16 protein-coding genes are annotated in these 17,614 nt (G+C 73.7%); 15 read left to right on the top strand and 1 reads right to left on the bottom strand.

From position 1 onward, the window contains the following. Window positions 1-86 precede the first annotated feature (86 nt). The gene (locus QBL21_RS24055) at window positions 87-740 is read right to left on the bottom strand and encodes a hypothetical protein (RefSeq protein WP_407564297.1); all 654 of its coding nucleotides are present in this window, start codon (window positions 738-740) and stop codon (window positions 87-89) included. A 115-nt stretch (window positions 741-855) separates the two neighbouring features. Between QBL21_RS24055 and hisI the strand changes: the two genes are divergently transcribed. From hisI to QBL21_RS23980, 15 genes are all read left to right on the top strand, one after another. Beyond that, on the top strand, window positions 856-1,233 hold the full coding sequence (gene hisI / locus QBL21_RS24050; RefSeq protein ID WP_407564296.1) for a phosphoribosyl-AMP cyclohydrolase: 378 nt from the start codon (window positions 856-858) through the stop codon (window positions 1,231-1,233). Beyond that, window positions 1,230-2,798 carry an anthranilate synthase component I gene (locus QBL21_RS24045; protein WP_407564295.1) on the top strand — a complete coding sequence of 523 codons (1,569 nt, stop codon included), beginning with the start codon at window positions 1,230-1,232 and terminating at the stop codon, window positions 2,796-2,798. Before hisI ends, QBL21_RS24045 begins: the two co-directional genes overlap by 4 nt. Window positions 2,799-2,983: 185 nt before the next feature. Beyond that, a complete protein-coding gene (locus tag QBL21_RS24040) occupies window positions 2,984-3,601 on the top strand; it encodes a TIGR02234 family membrane protein (protein WP_407564294.1) in 618 nt (205 codons plus the stop codon). A gap of 89 nt (window positions 3,602-3,690) precedes the next feature. After that, on the top strand, window positions 3,691-3,912 hold the full coding sequence (locus QBL21_RS24035) for an HGxxPAAW family protein (protein ID WP_407564293.1): 222 nt from the start codon (window positions 3,691-3,693) through the stop codon (window positions 3,910-3,912). A 78-nt stretch (window positions 3,913-3,990) separates the two neighbouring features. Beyond that, window positions 3,991-4,431: a DUF2752 domain-containing protein gene (locus tag QBL21_RS24030; protein ID WP_407564292.1), complete on the top strand. Its 441-nt coding sequence runs from the start codon at window positions 3,991-3,993 to the stop codon at window positions 4,429-4,431. Between the two features lie 153 nt (window positions 4,432-4,584). Next, window positions 4,585-5,394 carry an indole-3-glycerol phosphate synthase TrpC gene (trpC, locus tag QBL21_RS24025; protein WP_407564291.1) on the top strand — a complete coding sequence of 270 codons (810 nt, stop codon included), beginning with the start codon at window positions 4,585-4,587 and terminating at the stop codon, window positions 5,392-5,394. Window positions 5,395-5,406: 12 nt separating this feature from the next. Beyond that, the gene (gene trpM, locus QBL21_RS24020; RefSeq protein WP_407566537.1) at window positions 5,407-5,712 is read left to right on the top strand and encodes a tryptophan biosynthesis modulator TrpM; all 306 of its coding nucleotides are present in this window, start codon (window positions 5,407-5,409) and stop codon (window positions 5,710-5,712) included. Then, on the top strand, window positions 5,687-6,928 hold the full coding sequence (trpB, locus tag QBL21_RS24015; RefSeq protein WP_407564290.1) for a tryptophan synthase subunit beta: 1,242 nt from the start codon (window positions 5,687-5,689) through the stop codon (window positions 6,926-6,928). Before trpM ends, trpB begins: the two co-directional genes overlap by 26 nt. Continuing rightward, window positions 6,925-7,755, top strand: a complete 831-nt coding sequence (gene trpA, locus QBL21_RS24010; RefSeq protein WP_407564289.1) for a tryptophan synthase subunit alpha — start codon at window positions 6,925-6,927, stop codon at window positions 7,753-7,755. The genes trpB and trpA overlap by 4 nt, the downstream gene beginning before the upstream one ends. A 96-nt stretch (window positions 7,756-7,851) precedes the next feature. Continuing rightward, window positions 7,852-8,175 carry a hypothetical protein gene (locus QBL21_RS24005; protein ID WP_407564288.1) on the top strand — a complete coding sequence of 108 codons (324 nt, stop codon included), beginning with the start codon at window positions 7,852-7,854 and terminating at the stop codon, window positions 8,173-8,175. A gap of 38 nt (window positions 8,176-8,213) precedes the next feature. Then, a complete protein-coding gene (locus QBL21_RS24000) occupies window positions 8,214-8,987 on the top strand; it encodes a DsbA family protein (protein ID WP_407564287.1) in 774 nt (257 codons plus the stop codon). Between the two features lie 99 nt (window positions 8,988-9,086). After that, a complete protein-coding gene (lgt, locus tag QBL21_RS23995) occupies window positions 9,087-10,103 on the top strand; it encodes a prolipoprotein diacylglyceryl transferase (protein ID WP_407564286.1) in 1,017 nt (338 codons plus the stop codon). A 276-nt stretch (window positions 10,104-10,379) separates the two neighbouring features. Beyond that, window positions 10,380-11,108, top strand: coding sequence for a VIT1/CCC1 transporter family protein (locus tag QBL21_RS23990; RefSeq protein ID WP_407564285.1), 729 nt, complete (start codon window positions 10,380-10,382; stop codon window positions 11,106-11,108). A gap of 326 nt (window positions 11,109-11,434) precedes the next feature. Beyond that, window positions 11,435-16,021 carry a glutamate synthase large subunit gene (gene gltB / locus QBL21_RS23985; protein ID WP_407564284.1) on the top strand — a complete coding sequence of 1,529 codons (4,587 nt, stop codon included), beginning with the start codon at window positions 11,435-11,437 and terminating at the stop codon, window positions 16,019-16,021. Further along, complete coding sequence (locus QBL21_RS23980; protein ID WP_407564283.1) at window positions 16,014-17,474, top strand: glutamate synthase subunit beta; 1,461 nt, start codon at window positions 16,014-16,016, stop codon at window positions 17,472-17,474. Before gltB ends, QBL21_RS23980 begins: the two co-directional genes overlap by 8 nt. The last annotated feature ends 140 nt before the right edge of the window (window positions 17,475-17,614 follow it).

The following is a 17,614-nucleotide window of genomic DNA, read 5'->3' as shown; positions in this document are numbered from 1 at the left end:
CCGCCGGCGACGCGGGGGCACGCAATGCCGCGCCGGGAGCCGCCGCCCGCGGGTCACCCGCCGGGCAGGCGTGCGTCAGCGGGAGTTCACGGCAGCGGACGGAGCAGCTTCGGCCCGTCGGGCTCGGTGCTCAGCGTCAGCGCGCAGGAGATCTCGTCCTGGCTCTGGTACTCGTACGTCGTCAGCGTCGGGTACAGCGCGTAGTAGAAGTAGTGCCGCCCGTCGGCCGGCATCGTCTCCAACTTCTCCTCCGCCGCCCGCTGGCAGAGCCCCAGCGCCTGGTCGTCGAGCGCCTCGCCGTCCGGGAAGTCGCCGCTGAGCGTGCGGTTGCCGATGACCTCGCCGTCGTGCGGTCCGGCGCAGGAGCGGGTCTCGACCGAGTCGACCGAGGTGTCCAGCGACGGGTGGTCGAAGCACTCGCCGGTCCGCAGCACCACGTACGGGATGTGCGACTCGCTCGGCTCCAGATCCACCCGCGTACCCGCGGCGCCCGCCGAAGCCCCCGCGCTCGCGCTCTTCGTCTCCGCCGCGCCGCCCTCGCCGTCGTCCCCCGCCGCCCGCTCCGCGCTGCCCTGCGGCCGCGGGCCGCCCGCCTGCGCCCCGCCGCCGTCGTCGCCGCCGCGCAGCGCGAGGAAGGCGGCCACGGCCACGGCGACGAGCAGCGCCGCGGCCACCGCGACGGTGACGGCGGTCTGCGGCACGCGTGGCCTTGCGGGCGGTTCCGGAGGAGGGTTGGTCATGGGCGAAGCATGCCCTATCGACGCGTTCCGATGTACGGGAAGGGGCATCCCCGCCCGCGCGCGTCGCACCGTCCGACACCGCGGTGTGTCCGTCCGTGTTGGCACAATGGCCCCCATGACCGGCAACCGGCCCCCGCGGCCCTCCGACCTCGATCCCGCCGTCGCGGCGCGCCTGAAGCGGAACGCCGACGGCCTGCTGCCCGCGGTCGTGCAGCAGTACGACAGCGGCGAAGTCCTCATGCTGGCGTGGATGGACGACGAGGCGCTGCACCGCACGCTGACCACCGGCCGCGGCACGTACTACAGCCGCAGCCGAAAGGAGTACTGGGTCAAGGGCGAGACGTCCGGTCATGTGCAGCACGTGAAGTCGGTCGCGCTCGACTGCGACGCCGACACCGTGCTCGTCCGCGTCGACCAGGTCGGCCCCGCCTGCCACACCGGCAGCCGCACCTGCTTCGACGACCGCGAGCTGACCGTGGGCGGCGCCGAGTGACCTCCCCCGACCGCGAGACGTTCCGCACGCTGGCCAAGGACCGCCGCGTCATCCCCGTCGTGCGCCGGCTGCTCGCCGACGGCGACACCCCCGTGGGGCTGTACCGCAAGCTCGCGGGCGAGCGCCCCGGCACGTTCCTCCTGGAGTCCGCGGAGAACGGCCGCACGTGGTCGCGGTACTCGTTCGTCGGCGTGCGCAGCGACGCGACGCTCACCGAGCGCGACGGCCGCGCCCACTGGCTCGGCACCCCGCCCGTCGGCCTGCCGACCGGCGGGGACCCGCTGGCCGCCCTGCGCGCCACCGTCGAGGCCCTGCACACCCCGCGCGACCTGCACGAGCGCAGCGACGGCCGGGACACGCTGCCGCCCTTCACCGGCGGCATGGTCGGCTACCTCGGGTACGACACGGTGCGGCGGCTGGAGCGTATCGGCGACAGCACCGCGGACGACCTGCGGCTGCCCGAGATGACGATGCTGCTCACCTCCGACCTCGCCGTCCTCGACCACTGGGACGGCAGCGTGCTGCTGATCGCCAACGCGATCAACCACAACGACCTCGACACGGGCGTCGACGAGGCGTACGAGGACGCGGTCGCCCGGCTCGACGCGATGACCGCCGACCTCGCCCGCCCCACCGCCGCGAGCGCGGCGCCGCTGCCGCCGTCCGCGCTGCCGGAGTACGGGGAGCTGTGGGGCGGCGCAAAGTTCCGGGCCGCGGTCGAGGACATCAAGGAGCGGATCAGGGCGGGCGAGGCGTTCCAGGTGGTGCCCTCGCAGCGGTTCGAGACGCCGTGCGCCGCGAGCGCCCTCGACGTCTACCGGGTGCTGCGGGCCACCAACCCCAGCCCGTACATGTATCTCATCCGGCTGCCCGACACCGCGGGCGGCGGGAGCGCGTTCGACATCGTCGGCTCCAGCCCCGAGGCGCTGGTCAAGGTCGAGGACGGGCGCGCGCTGCTGCACCCCATCGCCGGTACGCGCCCGCGCGGCGCCACCCCGCAGCAGGACGCGGCGCTGGCCGAGGAGTTGCTCGGGGACGAGAAGGAGCGCGCCGAGCACCTGATGCTCGTCGACCTCGGGCGCAACGACCTCGGCCGGGTCTGCGAGCCCGGCAGCGTCGAGGTCGTGGACTTCATGTCCGTCGAGCGCTACAGCCACGTCATGCACATCGTCTCCACGGTCACCGGCCGGCTCGCCCCCGGCCGCACCGCGTTCGACGTGCTCACCGCCTGCTTCCCCGCCGGGACGCTGTCGGGGGCGCCGAAGCCGCGGGCGCTCCAGATCATCGAGGAGCTGGAGCCCACGCGGCGCGGGCTGTACGGCGGCTGCGTCGGGTACCTGGACTTCGCCGGCGACGCGGACACCGCCATCGCCATCCGCACCGCGCTGCTGCGCGACGGCACGGCGTACGTGCAGGCGGGCGCGGGCATCGTCGCGGATTCCGACCCCGAGGCGGAGGACACGGAGTGCCGCAACAAGGCGGCGGCGGTGCTGCGGGCGGTAGCGGCGGCGGGCCACCTGTCGCGCGCGGGCCGGGCGGGCACGGGCCCGGCAGCGGCGGACTAGCGGACTAGCGGACTAGCGGAGAAGCGGAGAAGCGGAGAAGCGGAGAAGCGGAGAAGCGGAGAAGCCTCGGGGGAGGAGCGGCGGGAGCAGTGGGGCGTACGGGCGCGGGCGGATCCGGCGTGCGCGCCCGGGCCCCCGCGCCCCCCTGCCGGACCGGGGCCGGGCGGGTGCGAGACACTGGCCGGGTGACAGCTCAGTCCGGCTCTCGTGCCCCCCTCGCCGCCGCCCTGCTCTCCGGCGCGCTCGGAGCCGCTGTCGTCCTCGTCGCCGCCGGCCGCACCTGGGCCGAGGGCGAGGCCGCCACCCCCGTCGCGGACGCCGTGCTGCCCGTCACCGCCGGCGGCCGGGACGTCACCGGCCTGCCGTCCGCGCTGGCCATCGTCGGCCTCGCCGCGCTGGTCGCCGTCTTCGCCGTCCGCCGGGCCGGCCGCACCCTGGTCGCCGCACTGCTCACGCTCTGCGGCGTCGGCGTGGTCGTCGCCTCCGCGATGGGCGCCTCGGACACCGCCGCGCTGGACGACCAGGCCGCCGACGCCGCCGGCCTCGCCGACGCCGCCGTCGGCGCCGTCAGCCACACCGCCTGGCCCTGGGTGAGCCTGGCCGGCGGCGTGCTGCTGCTCTTCGCCGGGCTGCTCGCGCTGCGCTACGGCCCCGGCTGGCCGGCGATGTCCGGGCGCTACGAGCGCCCCGGCGGCGCCGGCCCCGCCGCCCGCCCGCGGCGCGCCGCACCCGTGGACCCGGAGCGGCCGGAGGAGCTGTGGAAGGCCCTGGACCGCGGCGAGGACCCCACCCGCGAGAGCTGACCGCCCCCCGTCGTCGGGGGCCTGAACCGATCGGGGAGAATGGCCGCGTCTGGTGATATGAGCGGTTGCACGTTTCAAGGAGCGCAGTGATGGCGGAGAGCCACGACCACGGACACACGCCGGCCGCATGGACCGCGGTGGTCATCATCTTCATCGGGTTCTGCGTCTCGGGCGCTCTGATGGTGATGGACCAGCCCCTGCTGTTCTGGCTGAGCCTGATCATCATCCCCATCGGCGGCGTGGTCGGTGCCGTGATGCGCGGCATGGGCATGGGCAAGAAGCCGGTGCCGCCGGTGCGCGTCGCCGAGTAGCACGTACGACCCGCGTACGGCCCGCGGCCGGGGCGCGCCGCGGATGCGCCGCCGCCCCGCCGCCGGGACAATCCGGGTGTGTCCGCCCGTACCGCCGCGACCGCCCCGCTGCGGCGCCTCGCGCCCCCGCTCGCCGCGCTGGCCTGCGCGGCCGCCGGCCTGGCCGCGGTCGGCGCCGTCGACCCGAACGAGCCCGGCACCTACCCGCCCTGCCCCCTCCTGGCGTACACGGGCCTGGCCTGCCCCGGCTGCGGCGGCCTGCGCTGCGCGCACGCGCTCGCCCACGGCGACCTGCCCGCGGCCCTCGGCGCCAACGCCCTCGTGGTCGCCGGCGCGGCCGTCCTGGCCCTCGTCCTGGCGCGGTGGCTGCTCCTGGCCGTACGCCCCCGCCCGCGCGCGATCCGGCGCCCCGGGCTCGCCGTGCGGGCGCCGGTTTCCGTGGGATCGGCGCTGTTCGCCCTGGTCGCGGCGTTTACGCTGCTGCGGAACCTGCCGTTCGGGGCGGTGCTCGGACCGTAGCGGCACCGCGTCCGACCCGTGGGACGGAGAAGGTCCGGATTCGGGGCTTCCGCCCGGTGCCGGATACCATCGCAGATACCCGAACAGCCGCCCGTCGGCGGCCGGCGCCCGGCGCCGGCCGGGACCGGCGCCAGCAGAAAGGGGTCCGCTCGCGTGAGTGTGCTCGACGAGATCATTGACGGCGTGCGCGAGGACCTCGCCGAGCGGCAGGCCCGGGTCGGGCTCGACGAGCTGAAGGAGCGCGCCGCCAGGGCCCCCCAGGCCCGGGACGGGGTGGCCGCGCTGCGCGGCGACAGCGTCACCGTCGTCTGCGAGGTCAAGCGCTCCAGCCCGTCCAAGGGCGCGCTCGCGGCCATCGCCGACCCGGCCGCCCTCGCCGCGGACTACGAGGCGGGCGGCGCCGCCGTCATCAGCGTCCTGACCGAGCGGCGCCGCTTCGGCGGCTCGCTGGCGGACCTGGAGGCCGTGCGCGCCAAGGTGGACCTGCCGGTGCTGCGCAAGGACTTCGTCGTCACGGCGTACCAGCTCTGGGAGGCGCGGGCGTACGGCGCCGACCTGGTGCTGCTGATCGTCGCCGCGCTGGACCAGGAGGCGCTGGTCTCGCTGGTGGAGCGGGCCGAGTCCATCGGGCTGACGCCGCTGGTCGAGGTGCACGACGAGGAGGAGACCGAGCGCGCGGTGGCCGCCGGGGCGAAGATCATCGGCGTGAACGCGCGGAACCTCAAGACCCTTGAGGTGGACCGCGGCAACTTCGGCCGGGTGGCCCCCGAGATCCCCGACCACATCGTCAAGATCGCCGAGTCCGGGGTGCGCGGCCCGCACGACCTCATCGCGTACGCGAACGACGGCGCCGACGCCGTGCTCGTCGGCGAGTCCCTGGTCACCGGCAAGGACCCGCGCGCCGCGGTCGCCGACCTCGTCGCCGCCGGCGCCCACCCCGCGCTGCGCCACGGGCGGGGCTGACGCCCCGTGACCGTGGACGTGGTCCGGCCGCACCCGCCCCGCGCCCCGCGCGGCGGCGGTGCGCACCGGTCCGCGGCGGCGGGCCGCCGTGCCGCGGGCACCGCCGTTGCCGCGGCCGGAGGCGTCCTCGCCCGCGGCTGCCGGCCGCGCGGCTGCCGGGCCCCGGCGCGGCGCGTGCGCGGCCGGCGCGTGCGCTACCACATCGGGGCCGAGCCCGGTCAGATCAACGGCATGCGATGGCAGGCGGCGTGTCCCCACGCCGACCACCATCCGTTCCGACCGAGGATCAGCCATGCCCGCAGACTTCTTCATCCCTGACCCCGAACGTCAGGTGCCGAACGCCGACGGCTATTTCGGCGCGTACGGCGGCAAGTTCATCCCCGAGGCGCTGCGCGCGGCCGTCGACGAGGTCGCCGTCGCGTACGAGAAGGCCAAGGGCGACGAGACGTTCGTCGCCGAGCTGAACGACCTGCTGGTCAACTACACCGGCCGGCCCAGCCCGCTCACCGAGGTGCCGCGCTTCGCAGAACAGGCCGGCGGCGCCCGGGTCTTCCTCAAGCGCGAGGACCTCAACCACACCGGCTCGCACAAGATCAACAACGTGCTGGGGCAGGCCCTGCTCACCCGCCGCATGGGCAAGACCCGCGTCATCGCCGAGACCGGCGCGGGCCAGCACGGCGTGGCCACGGCCACCGCCTGCGCCCTTCTCGGCCTGGACTGCACCGTCTACATGGGCGAGGTCGACACCGAGCGGCAGGCGCTCAACGTCGCCCGGATGCGGATCCTCGGCGCCGAGGTCGTCCCGGTGAAGTCCGGCAGCCGCACCCTCAAGGACGCCATCAACGAGGCGTTCCGCGACTGGGTCGCCAACGTCGAGCACACCCACTACCTCTTCGGCACGGTCGCGGGCCCGCACCCCTTCCCCGCGCTCGTACGCGACTTCCACCGCGTGATCGGCATCGAGGCCCGGCAGCAGTTGCTGGACCGCACGGGCCGGATGCCCGACGCGGCCGTCGCCTGCGTCGGCGGCGGCTCGAACGCCATCGGCCTCTTCCACGCCTTCCTGCCGCACCCCGCCGTGCGCCTCGTCGGCTGCGAGCCCGCCGGCCACGGCCTGACCAGCGGCGAGCACGCCGCCACCCTGAGCCTCGGCGACCCGGGGATCCTGCACGGCTCGCGGTCGTACGTGCTCCAGGACGAGGACGGCCAGATCACCGAGCCGTACTCGATCTCCGCCGGGCTCGACTACCCCGGCGTCGGCCCCGAGCACGCCTACCTCAAGGACGCCGGCCGCGCCGAGTACCGGGCCGTGACCGACGACGAGGCCATGCAGGCGCTGCGGCTGCTGTCGCGCAGCGAGGGCATCATCCCGGCCATCGAGAGCGCCCACGCGCTGGCCGGGGCGCTGGAGGTCGGCCGCGAGCTGGGGCCCGACGGCCTGATCGTCGTCAACCTCTCCGGCCGCGGCGACAAGGACATGGACACCGCCGCCCGCTACTTCGGGCTCTACGACGCCGAGGAGGCGGACCGGTGACGGGCAACATCGCGCGGCTCGACGCCGTGCTCGCCGCCGCGAAGGCGGAGAACCGGGCGGCCCTCATCGGCTACCTGCCGGCCGGCTTCCCCGACGTGGACACGGGCGTACGGGCCATGACCGCCATGCTCGAAGGCGGCTGCGACGCCATCGAGGTCGGCCTGCCGCACAGCGACCCGGTGCTGGACGGCCCGGTGATCCAGACCGCCGACGACATCGCGCTGCGCGGCGGGCTGCGCATCAGGGACGTCATCCGCACGGTCGGCGAGGTGCAGTCCGCGACGGACGCCCCGGTGCTCTGCATGACGTACTGGAACCCGGTCGACCGCTACGGCCCCGAGCGCTTCGCCGAGGACCTGGCGGCGGCGGGCGGCGCGGGCTGCATCCTGCCCGACCTGCCCGTCGAGGAGTCGGGCCCGTGGCGGCAGGCGGCCGACAAGCACGGCCTGGGCACGGTCTTCGTGGTCGCGCCCAGCAGCCGCGAGCAGCGCCTCGCGGTCATCACGGCGGCCGGCAGCGGCTTCGTCTACGCCGCGTCGCTGATGGGCGTCACCGGCACCCGCGAGTCCGTGGGCCGCGAGGCCCAGGACCTGGTCCGCCGCACCCGCGCCACCGAGGCGGTACGCGACGGCCTGCCGGTCTGCGTCGGCCTCGGCGTCTCGACGGCGGAGCAGGCGGCCGAGGTCGCCGCGTTCGCCGACGGGGTGATCGTCGGCTCGGCCTTCGTCAAGCGGCTGCTGGCCGCCGGCGACGACCACGAGGCCGGCCTCGCGGCCGTCCGCGAGCTGGCCGGCGAGCTGGCCGAAGGGGTACGCCGCCGGGCCTGACGGCCCCGGCCGGGGTTGTCCACAGGGCCCTCCGCCGTGCGTACGGACGTGCGATCCTTGAAGGGGAGCAGTCCGTGCCGCACAGGGGAGGGCCCGATGGCCGGCAAACAGCCCGGCGCCGATGATGAACCGCGCCTGCCCGAGGACGTCTGGGAGCGATTCCAGAAGGACTCCCTGGGGCAGATAGATCACTCCGCGCCCAAGGAGCCCTCCGCGCGGTGGTACGAGGTCACGGAGCGGCTCGCCGCCGAGGACGCGCGGCGCGCGGCCGCCCCCCGCCCGCGCCGGTCGCGCCGCCTCCGGCCGCGGATGCCGCAGGCGCCGGTGCCGCGCGCCTTCGCGGTCGGCTTCGTCCTCGTCTCGGTCGTGCTGGTGCTCTCCGCCGCCGCCGCATACGTCCAGTACGGGCACGTGTTCTGATCCGTCACCGGGCGGCGGGTCCGTCGTTATAGCCGGGCGTGAGCGAGAACAACCCTGAGGGAAAGCGCACCGCCCGCGAGCGGCTCCAGGCCGAGCGCGAGCGGCAGAAGTCCAAGGACAAGCAGCGGCGCATGCTCGTCGTGCTGGCCGCCGTGGTGGGGGTGCTCGCCGTCGTCACGGTGGTCGGGATCCTCATCGGCGGCCTCGGCGGCGACGATGACGACGACAAGCCCGTGGCGTACCCCAAGGGCGCCGTCGGCAAGGACCGCCTCGCGCTGCCCGCGGGGAAGGCGGACGCCCCGGCCGACCTCACCGTCTACGAGGACTTCCGCTGCCCGGCCTGCGGCCAGTTCGAGGCCGGCTTCAGCAAGACGATCAACGAGCTGGAGGAGGCCGGGAAGCTGCGCACCGAGTACCGGCTGGTCAAGCTCATTGACGGCAACTTCGGCGGCTCCGGCTCGCTGAACTCCGCCAACGCCGCCGCCTGCGCCCAGGACGCCGGGAAGTTCGTCCCGTACCACGACGTGCTCTTCGCCAACCAGCCGCAGGAGAGCGACGACGCCTTCGCCGACAAGGGGCGGCTGAAGGAGCTGGCGGGCAAGGTCGACGGGCTGCGCGGCAAGCGCTTCGACGCCTGTGTGGACGACGGGAAGTACGACGGCTGGGTCGGCGCCTCCGACGAGGCGTTCGGCAAGTCCGGCCACAACTCCACGCCCACCGTCCTGCTGGGCGGCGAGAACATCTACGGCCAGGGCTCGAACCTCACCCCGGCGAGCTTCAAGCAGCTCGTCGAGGACGCCGGCAAGGACTGAGCCGCCGCGGGTGCAGCGCCGTACTCGCGCAGAGTTACGGAGCCGTTGTCCCCGCGGGCTCCCCGCGCCGCGCCGCGGCGCGGTACCGTCGGTGCTGCTATGGATCTCGCATACATCCCCAGCCCTTCCGACGGTGTGTGGCACCTCGGACCCCTCCCGCTGCGCGGCTACGCCCTCGCCATCCTGCTCGGCATCTTCGTCGCCATCTGGCTCGGCGGACGCCGCTGGATCGAGCGCGGCGGCCGACCGGGAACCGTCGCGGACATCGCCATCTGGGCCGTGCCCTTCGGCCTCGTCGGCGGCCGGCTCTACCACGTCGTCACGACGCCCGAGCCGTATTTCGGCGAGGGCGGCGACTGGGTCAAGTCCTTCGAGATCTGGGAGGGCGGCCTCGGTATCTGGGGCGCCATCGCGATGGGCGCGCTGGGCGTGTGGATCGGCTGCCGGCGGCGCGGCATCCCGATGCCGCCGTACGCCGACGCCGTCGCGCCCGGCATCGTGCTCGCGCAGGCCCTGGGCCGCTGGGGCAACTGGTTCAACCAGGAGCTGTACGGCAAGCAGACCGACGTCCCCTGGGCCGTCGAGATCGACGCGGACCACTCCGTCACCGGCACCGCCGAGACCTTCCACCCGACCTTCCTGTACGAGTCGCTGTGGTGCGTCGGCGTCGCGGTGCTGGTGATCTGGGCCGACCGGCGCTTCCGCCTCGGCCACGGCCGGGCCTTCGCGCTCTACGTCGCGGGGTACACCGCGGGCCGCGGCTGGATCGAGTACATGCGCGTGGACGAGGCCCACGAGGTCCTCGGGCTGCGGCTCAACGTCTGGACGTCGATCCTCGTCTTCGCCGCCGCGGTGGCCTACATCGTGGTGTCGGCGAAGAAGCGGCCGGGCCGCGAGGAGGTCGTGGAGCCGGGCGCGCAGGACGACTCCGGCGACGGCGACACGGACGCGGACGGCGCCCTGAAGAAGGCGGACGACGCGGAGGACGGTGAGAAGGGTGCGGCGGCCGAGCCGGGCGCCGGGACCGCCACCGCCGACGTACCCGAGCCCGCGGGCGCGGCCGAGGCCAAGACCCCCGGCGACGCCCCCGCGGGCGAGCGCGGCCGGCACACCTAGCCGCCCGCGCACCCGGGCCGCCCGGCACACCACACGCACGGCAGGGCCGTCACCGCACCCGCGGTGACGGCCCCGCCCGTGTCCGGCCCGGTAATCCCGGCCGGATCGTCCCTTGGAGTCTGTCCGGCCAGTCCGGCCGCGGAACCCCGGGACCCGGCCCGTGCGCGCAGCACCCCGGGGGAGTCCGCCGCCGAGGTGAGTACGGCCTGCCTTGCTGGCGGGCCCCCGGGACCCCGCGTATCGTCGAACGCAAGATCGACGAGGGGAGCGCGATCCATGTCCGCGGGGCTTCAGCCGGGCCGGCCTGCCGAGCGGCACGGCCACACCCACCGCGACGTCACCGGCGGCTGGCTGCGGCCCGCCGTCTTCGGCGCGATGGACGGTCTGGTGTCGAACCTCGCGCTGATCACCGGCGTGGCCGGCGGCTCGGTCTCCTCCACGACCGTCGTGCTGACCGGCCTCGCGGGGCTGGCGGCCGGCGCGTTCTCGATGGCCGCGGGGGAGTACACCTCGGTCGCTTCCCAGCGCGAGCTGGTCCTCGCCGAGCTGGACGTGGAGCGGCGCGAGCTGCGCCGGCACCCGCAGGACGAACTGCGCGAGCTGAGCGAGCTGTACGAGTCCCGCGGCGTGGACCCGGAGCTGGCCGCCGAGGTGTCGAAGCAGCTCATGCGGGACCCGGAGCAGGCGCTGGAGATACACGCCCGCGAGGAACTGGGCGTCGACCCGGGCGACCTGCCGTCGCCGACGGTGGCGGCGCTGTCGTCGTTCGGTTCGTTCGCGGTGGGCGCGCTGCTGCCGGTGCTGCCGTACCTGCTGGGCGCCACGGCGCTGTGGCCCGCGGTGCTGCTCGCGCTGGCCGGGCTCTTCGCCTGCGGGGCGGCGGTGGCCAGGATCACGGCCCGTAGCTGGTGGTACAGCGGCCTGCGGCAACTGCTGCTCGGCGGGGCCGCGGCGGCGGTCACGTACGGCCTGGGCGCTCTCTTCGGGGCCGCCGTCGGGGGCTGAAGGCCCGGGCTGCGGGTCCGGCCGAATCCCGTATCCTCGAAAGCGACCGGCCCCGCACTCCTGATCTATTACCGCGGCGTTTCGAACCGGAACTCCGCGGGCATGTGTCGGGGACCGCGGGCAGTGCCGCCCGTGCTCTCTCCTGCACTGACCGTGCAGATCCCCCGCGTGGCGGGGCACACCTCCCCGACCAGGGGTGTCCGGATACTGATACGGAGTATCCGCTTCCTGAGCTCCGGGTCATCATGTAACCTGCACGAAATTTCGGCCAGGGCCAACGTCGTCCCTCGGCACGCATCACTGCCACGACGACGACGGGAGAGCCGATGCGGCACGCATCCCAGGCGGCCCGCCCTGTAGCGCAGGGGCTGTACGACCCCCGGTACGAGCACGACGCCTGCGGGGTCGGCTTCGTCGCCACGCTCAGCGGGGAGGCCAGCCACGCACTCGTCCAGCAGGCGCTGACGGTGCTGCGCAACCTGGAACACCGCGGTGCCACCGGCTCCGACCCCGACACCGGCGACGGCGCCGGCATCCTGCTCCAGGTCCCGGACGCCTTCCTGCGCGCCGCCGTGGACTTCGCGCTGCCGGCCGCCGGCTCGTACGCCGTCGGCATGGCCTTCCTGCCCGTGGCCGAGGACGAGGCCGCCGCCGTACGGGAGCGGGTCGGCGCCATCGCCGCCGAGGAGGGCCTCGCCGTCCTCGGCTGGCGCGAGGTGCCCGTCGCGCCCGGACTGCTCGGCAGCGGCGCCCGCGCCACCATGCCGTCGTTCGCCCAGCTCTTCGTCGAGAGCGCCGACCCGGCGGCCCGCAAGAGCGGCATCGAGCTGGACCGGTCCGCGTTCGTGCTGCGCAAGCGCGCCGAGCGCGAGACCGACGTGTACTTCCCGTCGCTCTCCTCGCGCACCCTGGTCTACAAGGGCATGCTGACCACCGGACAGCTCGAACCGTTCTTCCCCGACCTGTCGGACCGCCGGCTGACCACCGCCATCGGCGTCGTCCACTCGCGGTTCTCCACCAACACCTTCCCGAGCTGGCCGCTGGCCCACCCGTACCGCTACATCGCGCACAACGGCGAGATCAACACGGTCATGGGCAACCGCAACTGGATGCGCGCGCGCGAGTCCCAGCTCTACTCGGAGCTGTTCGGCACGCACGAGCTGGAGCGGGTCTTCCCCATCTGCACCCCCGACGCCTCCGACACCGCCTCCTTCGACGAGGTGCTGGAGCTGCTGCACCTGGGCGGGCGGTCGCTGCCGCACGCGATGCTGATGATGATCCCGGAGGCGTGGGAGAACCACGAGTCCATGGACCCGGCCCGGCGGGCGTTCTACCAGTACCACTCCACCGTCATGGAGCCCTGGGACGGCCCGGCCGGCGTCAGCTTCACCGACGGCACCCTCGTCGGCGCCGTCCTGGACCGCAACGGCCTGCGCCCCGGCCGCTACTGGGTCACCGACGACGGCCTGGTCGTGCTGGCCTCCGAGGTCGGCGTGCTCGACTTCGACCCGGACCGCGTCGTACGCAAGGGCCGGCTCCAGCCGGGCCGGATGTTCCTGGTCGACACCGCGCAGCACCGCATCGTCGAGGACGACGAGATCAAGGCGGAGCTGGCCGCCGAGCACCCGTACGGGGACTGGCTCGACGCCGGCATGCTGGCGCTGCCGGAGCTGCCCGAGCGCGAGCACATCGTGCACACCCACGCCTCGGTCACCCGCCGCCAGCAGACCTTCGGCTACACCGAGGAGGAGCTGCGCGTCCTGCTCACGCCCATGGCGCGCACCGGCGCGGAGCCGATCGGCTCCATGGGCTCCGACACCCCGCTCGCGGGCATCTCGGACCGGCCGCGGCTGATCTTCGACTACTTCACGCAGCTCTTCGCGCAGGTCACCAACCCGCCGCTGGACGCGATCCGCGAGGAGCTGGTCACCTCGCTGCACTCCGCGCTGGGCCCGCAGGGCAACCTGCTCGAACCCACGCCCGCGTCCTGTCGTACGGTCACGCTGCCCTTCCCCGTCCTGGACAACGACGAGCTGGCCAAGCTCATCCACATCAACGCCGACGGCGACATGCCGGGCTTCACCTCCGTGACGCTCTCCGGCCTGTACCGCGTGCACGGCGGCGGCCGGGCGCTCGCCGACCGGCTCGCGGAGATCTGCGCCGAGGTCGACGCCGCGATCGACTCCGGCGCCCGGCTGCTGGTCCTCTCCGACCGGCACTCCGACGCCGAGCACGCGCCGATCCCGTCGCTGCTGCTCACCTCCGCCGTCCACCACCACCTGATCCGCACCAAGCAGCGCACCCAGGTCGGCCTGCTGGTCGAGGCGGGCGACGTGCGCGAGGTGCACCACGTCGCGCTGCTCATCGGCTACGGGGCCGCCGCGGTCAACCCGTACCTGGCGATGGAGTCCGTCGAGGACCTCGTCCGCGCCGGTACGTACCTGGAGGCCGGCCCGGACGGCGACTCGCAGGCCGCCATCCGCAACCTGATCAAGGCGCTCGGCAAGGGCGTGCTGAAGGTGATGTCCAAGATGGGCATCTCCACCGTCGCCTCGTACCGGGGCGCGCAGGTCTTCGAGGCCATCGGCCTGGACCAGGGGTTCGTGGACACCTACTTCCACGGCACCACGTCGAAGATCGGCGGCGCCGGCATCGACGTCATCGCCCGGGAGGTCGCCGCCCGGCACGCCAAGGCGTACCCCGCCTCCGGCATCGCCCCGGCGCACCGCAACCTGGAGATCGGCGGCGAGTACCAGTGGCGCCGCGAGGGCGAGCCGCACCTGTTCGACCCCGACACGGTCTTCCGGCTCCAGCACTCCACCCGCACCCGCCGCTACGACGTCTTCAAGCAGTACACGCAGCGCGTGGACGAGCAGTCCGAGCGGCTGATGACGCTGCGCGGTCTGTTCCGGCTGGCGTCCGACCGCACGCCGGTGCCGCTGGAGGAGGTCGAGCCCGTCTCCGAGATCGTCAAGCGGTTCTCCACCGGCGCCATGTCGTACGGCTCCATCTCGCGCGAGGCGCACGAGACGCTGGCCATCGCGATGAACCAGCTCGGCGGCAAGTCCAACACCGGCGAGGGCGGCGAGGACGCCGACCGGCTGTACGACCCGCGGCGGCGCTCGGCGATCAAGCAGGTGGCCTCCGGCCGCTTCGGCGTCACCAGCGAGTACCTGGTCAACGCCGACGACATCCAGATCAAGATGGCGCAGGGCGCCAAGCCCGGCGAGGGCGGCCAACTGCCCGGCCACAAGGTGTACCCGTGGGTGGCCAGGACCCGGCACTCCACGCCCGGCGTCGGCCTCATCTCGCCGCCGCCGCACCACGACATCTACTCGATCGAGGACCTGGCGCAGCTCATCCACGACCTGAAGAACGCCAACCCGCAGGCCCGCATCCACGTGAAGCTGGTCAGCGAGGTCGGCGTCGGCACGGTCGCGGCCGGGGTGTCCAAGGCGCACGCCGACGTGGTGCTGATCTCCGGCCACGACGGCGGCACCGGCGCCTCGCCGCTGACGTCGCTGAAGCACGCCGGCGGCCCGTGGGAGCTGGGCCTCGCCGAGACGCAGCAGACACTGCTGCTCAACGGCCTGCGCGACCGGATCGTCGTGCAGACCGACGGCCAGCTCAAGACCGGCCGTGACGTGGTCGTCGCCGCGCTGCTGGGCGCCGAGGAGTTCGGCTTCGCGACCGCGCCGCTGGTGGTCTCCGGCTGCGTGATGATGCGCGTGTGCCATCTGGACACCTGCCCGGTCGGCATCGCCACCCAGAACCCCGTGCTGCGCGAGCGCTACAACGGCAAGGCCGAGTTCGTCGTCAACTTCTTCGAGTTCGTCGCCGAGGAGGTCCGCGAGCTGCTGGCCGAGCTGGGCTTCCGCAGCCTGGACGAGGCCGTCGGCCACGCCGAGATGCTGGACGTCACCCGCGCCGTCGACCACTGGAAGGCGCAGGGCCTGGACCTGGCCCCGCTGCTGTACGTCCCGGAGCTGCCGGACGGCGCCGCGCGCAACCAGGTCACCGGCCAGGACCACGGCCTGGAGAAGGCCCTCGACAACGAGCTGATCAAGCTCGCCGCCGACGCGCTGGCTGCGCCGTCCGCCGCGGAGGCCCACCCCGTACGGGCCAGGGTCGCGATCCGCAACATCAACCGCACGGTCGGCACCATGCTCGGCCACGAGGTGACGAAGAAGTTCGGCGGCGAGGGCCTGCCCGACGACGCGATCGACATCACCTTCACCGGCTCCGCCGGCCAGTCGTTCGGCGCCTTCGTGCCGCGCGGTGTCACGCTGCGGCTGGAGGGCGACGCCAACGACTACGTCGGCAAGGGCCTGTCCGGCGGCCGGCTCGTGGTCCGCCCCGACCGCGGCGCGGACCACCTCGCCGAGTTCAGCGTCATCGCGGGCAACACCCTCGCGTACGGCGCCACCGGCGGCGAGATCTTCCTGCGCGGCAAGGTCGGCGAGCGGTTCTGCGTACGCAACTCCGGCGCGCTCGTCGTCGCCGAGGGCGTCGGCGACCACGGCTGCGAGTACATGACCGGCGGCCACGCCGTCGTGCTGGGCGAGACCGGCCGCAACTTCGCGGCCGGCATGTCCGGCGGCGTCGCGTACGTCGTCGACCTCGACCCCGACAACGTCAACGACGGCAACCTCGCCGCCGTCGAGAAGCTGGACGACGCCGACAGGCAGTGGCTGCACGACGTGGTGCGCCGCCACCACGAGGAGACCGGCTCGACCGTCGCGGAGAAGCTGCTCGCCGAGTGGGACGCCCCCGACGCGGGTGTCGCCCGGTTCAGCAAGGTCTACCCGTCCACGTACAAGGCAGTGCTCACCGCCAAGGAAGCCGCTGAGCGGGCCGGCCTCACCGAGGCCCAGACGCACGAGAAGATGATGGAGGCTGCGCTCCATGGCTGACCCCAAGGGCTTCCTGACCACCGGCCGCGAGGTCGCCGAGACCCGGCCCGTCGACGAGCGGGTCCGCGACTGGAACGAGGTCTACGTCCCGGGCTCGCTGCTGCCCGTCATCAGCAAGCAGGCCGGCCGCTGCATGGACTGCGGCATCCCCTTCTGCCACAGCGGCTGCCCGCTGGGCAACCTCATCCCCGAGTGGAACGACTACGCCTACCGCGGGGACTGGACCGCCGCCAGCGAGCGGCTGCACGCGACCAACAACTTCCCGGAGTTCACCGGGCGGCTGTGCCCGGCGCCGTGCGAGACGGCCTGCGTGCTGGGCATCAACCAGCCGGCGGTGACCATCAAGAACGTCGAGGTCACCATCATCGACAAGGCGTGGGAGGCGGGCGCCGTCACCCCGCAGCCGCCGGAGCGGCTGTCGGGCAAGACGGTCGCCGTCATCGGCTCGGGCCCGGCGGGTCTGGCCGCGGCCCAGCAGCTCACCCGGGCCGGGCACACGGTCGCGGTCTACGAGCGGGCCGACCGGATCGGCGGGCTGCTGCGGTACGGCATCCCCGAGTTCAAGATGGAGAAGCGGCACATCAACCGGCGCGTCGAGCAGATGCGCGCGGAGGGCACCAAGTTCCGTACGGGCGTGGAGATCGGCCGCGACATCGACGGCGCCAAGCTGCGCAAGCGCTACGACGCCGTGGTCATCGCCGCCGGCGCCACCACCGCCCGCGACCTGCCGGTGCCGGGGCGCGAACTGGCCGGCATCCACCAGGCGATGGACTACCTGCCGCTGGCCAACAAGGTCCAGGAGGGCGACTACGTCGCCCCGCCGATCTCCGCCGAGGGCAAGCACGTCGTGGTCATCGGCGGCGGCGACACCGGCGCCGACTGCGTCGGCACCGCGCACCGGCAGGGCGCGGCCTCCGTGACCCAACTGGAGATCATGCCGCGGCCGTCGGACGAGCGCCCCGAGGGCCAGCCGTGGCCGACGTACCCGATGACGTACAAGGTGACCTCCGCCCACGAGGAGGGCGGGGAGCGCGTGTACGCCGTCTCCACCACCCACTTCGAGGGTGACGCGGAGGGCAACGTGGCCTTCCTGCACCTGGTCGAGGTGAAGTTCGCGGACGGCGGGTTCAAGCCCGTGCCGGGCACCGAGAAGAAGATCCCGGCCGAGCTGGTCACCCTGGCGATGGGCTTCACCGGCGTGGACCGGGAGAACGGTCTGGTCGAGCAGTTGGGCCTGGAGCTGGACGCGCGCGGCAACGTCGCCCGCGACGCCGACTACGCCACCAGCGTTCCCGGGGTCTTCGTCGCCGGCGACGCCGGGCGCGGCCAGTCGCTGATCGTCTGGGCGATCGCCGAGGGCCGTTCGGCGGCGCGCGGCGTGGACCGTATGCTGACGGGCACCAGCGAGCTGCCGGCGCCGATCCGGCCGACGGACCGGGCGCTGACCGTCTGACGCCCGGCTCCGCAGCACGCAGGACCGCAGCACCGCAGCACCGCAGCACCGCAGCAAGAAGATGTCCTTGGGATGTCCCGTACAACGAGGTACGGAACAGCAAGACCCGTGGCGCCTGCCTCTCCCCGACCGTTGAGGCG

Source organism: Streptomyces sp. 184, from assembly GCF_045781775.1.
Classification (GTDB): Bacteria; Actinomycetota; Actinomycetes; order Streptomycetales; family Streptomycetaceae; genus Streptomyces.
Note: the sequence above shows the minus strand (reverse complement) of the source record. Positions and strands in the feature narration are given on the sequence as shown.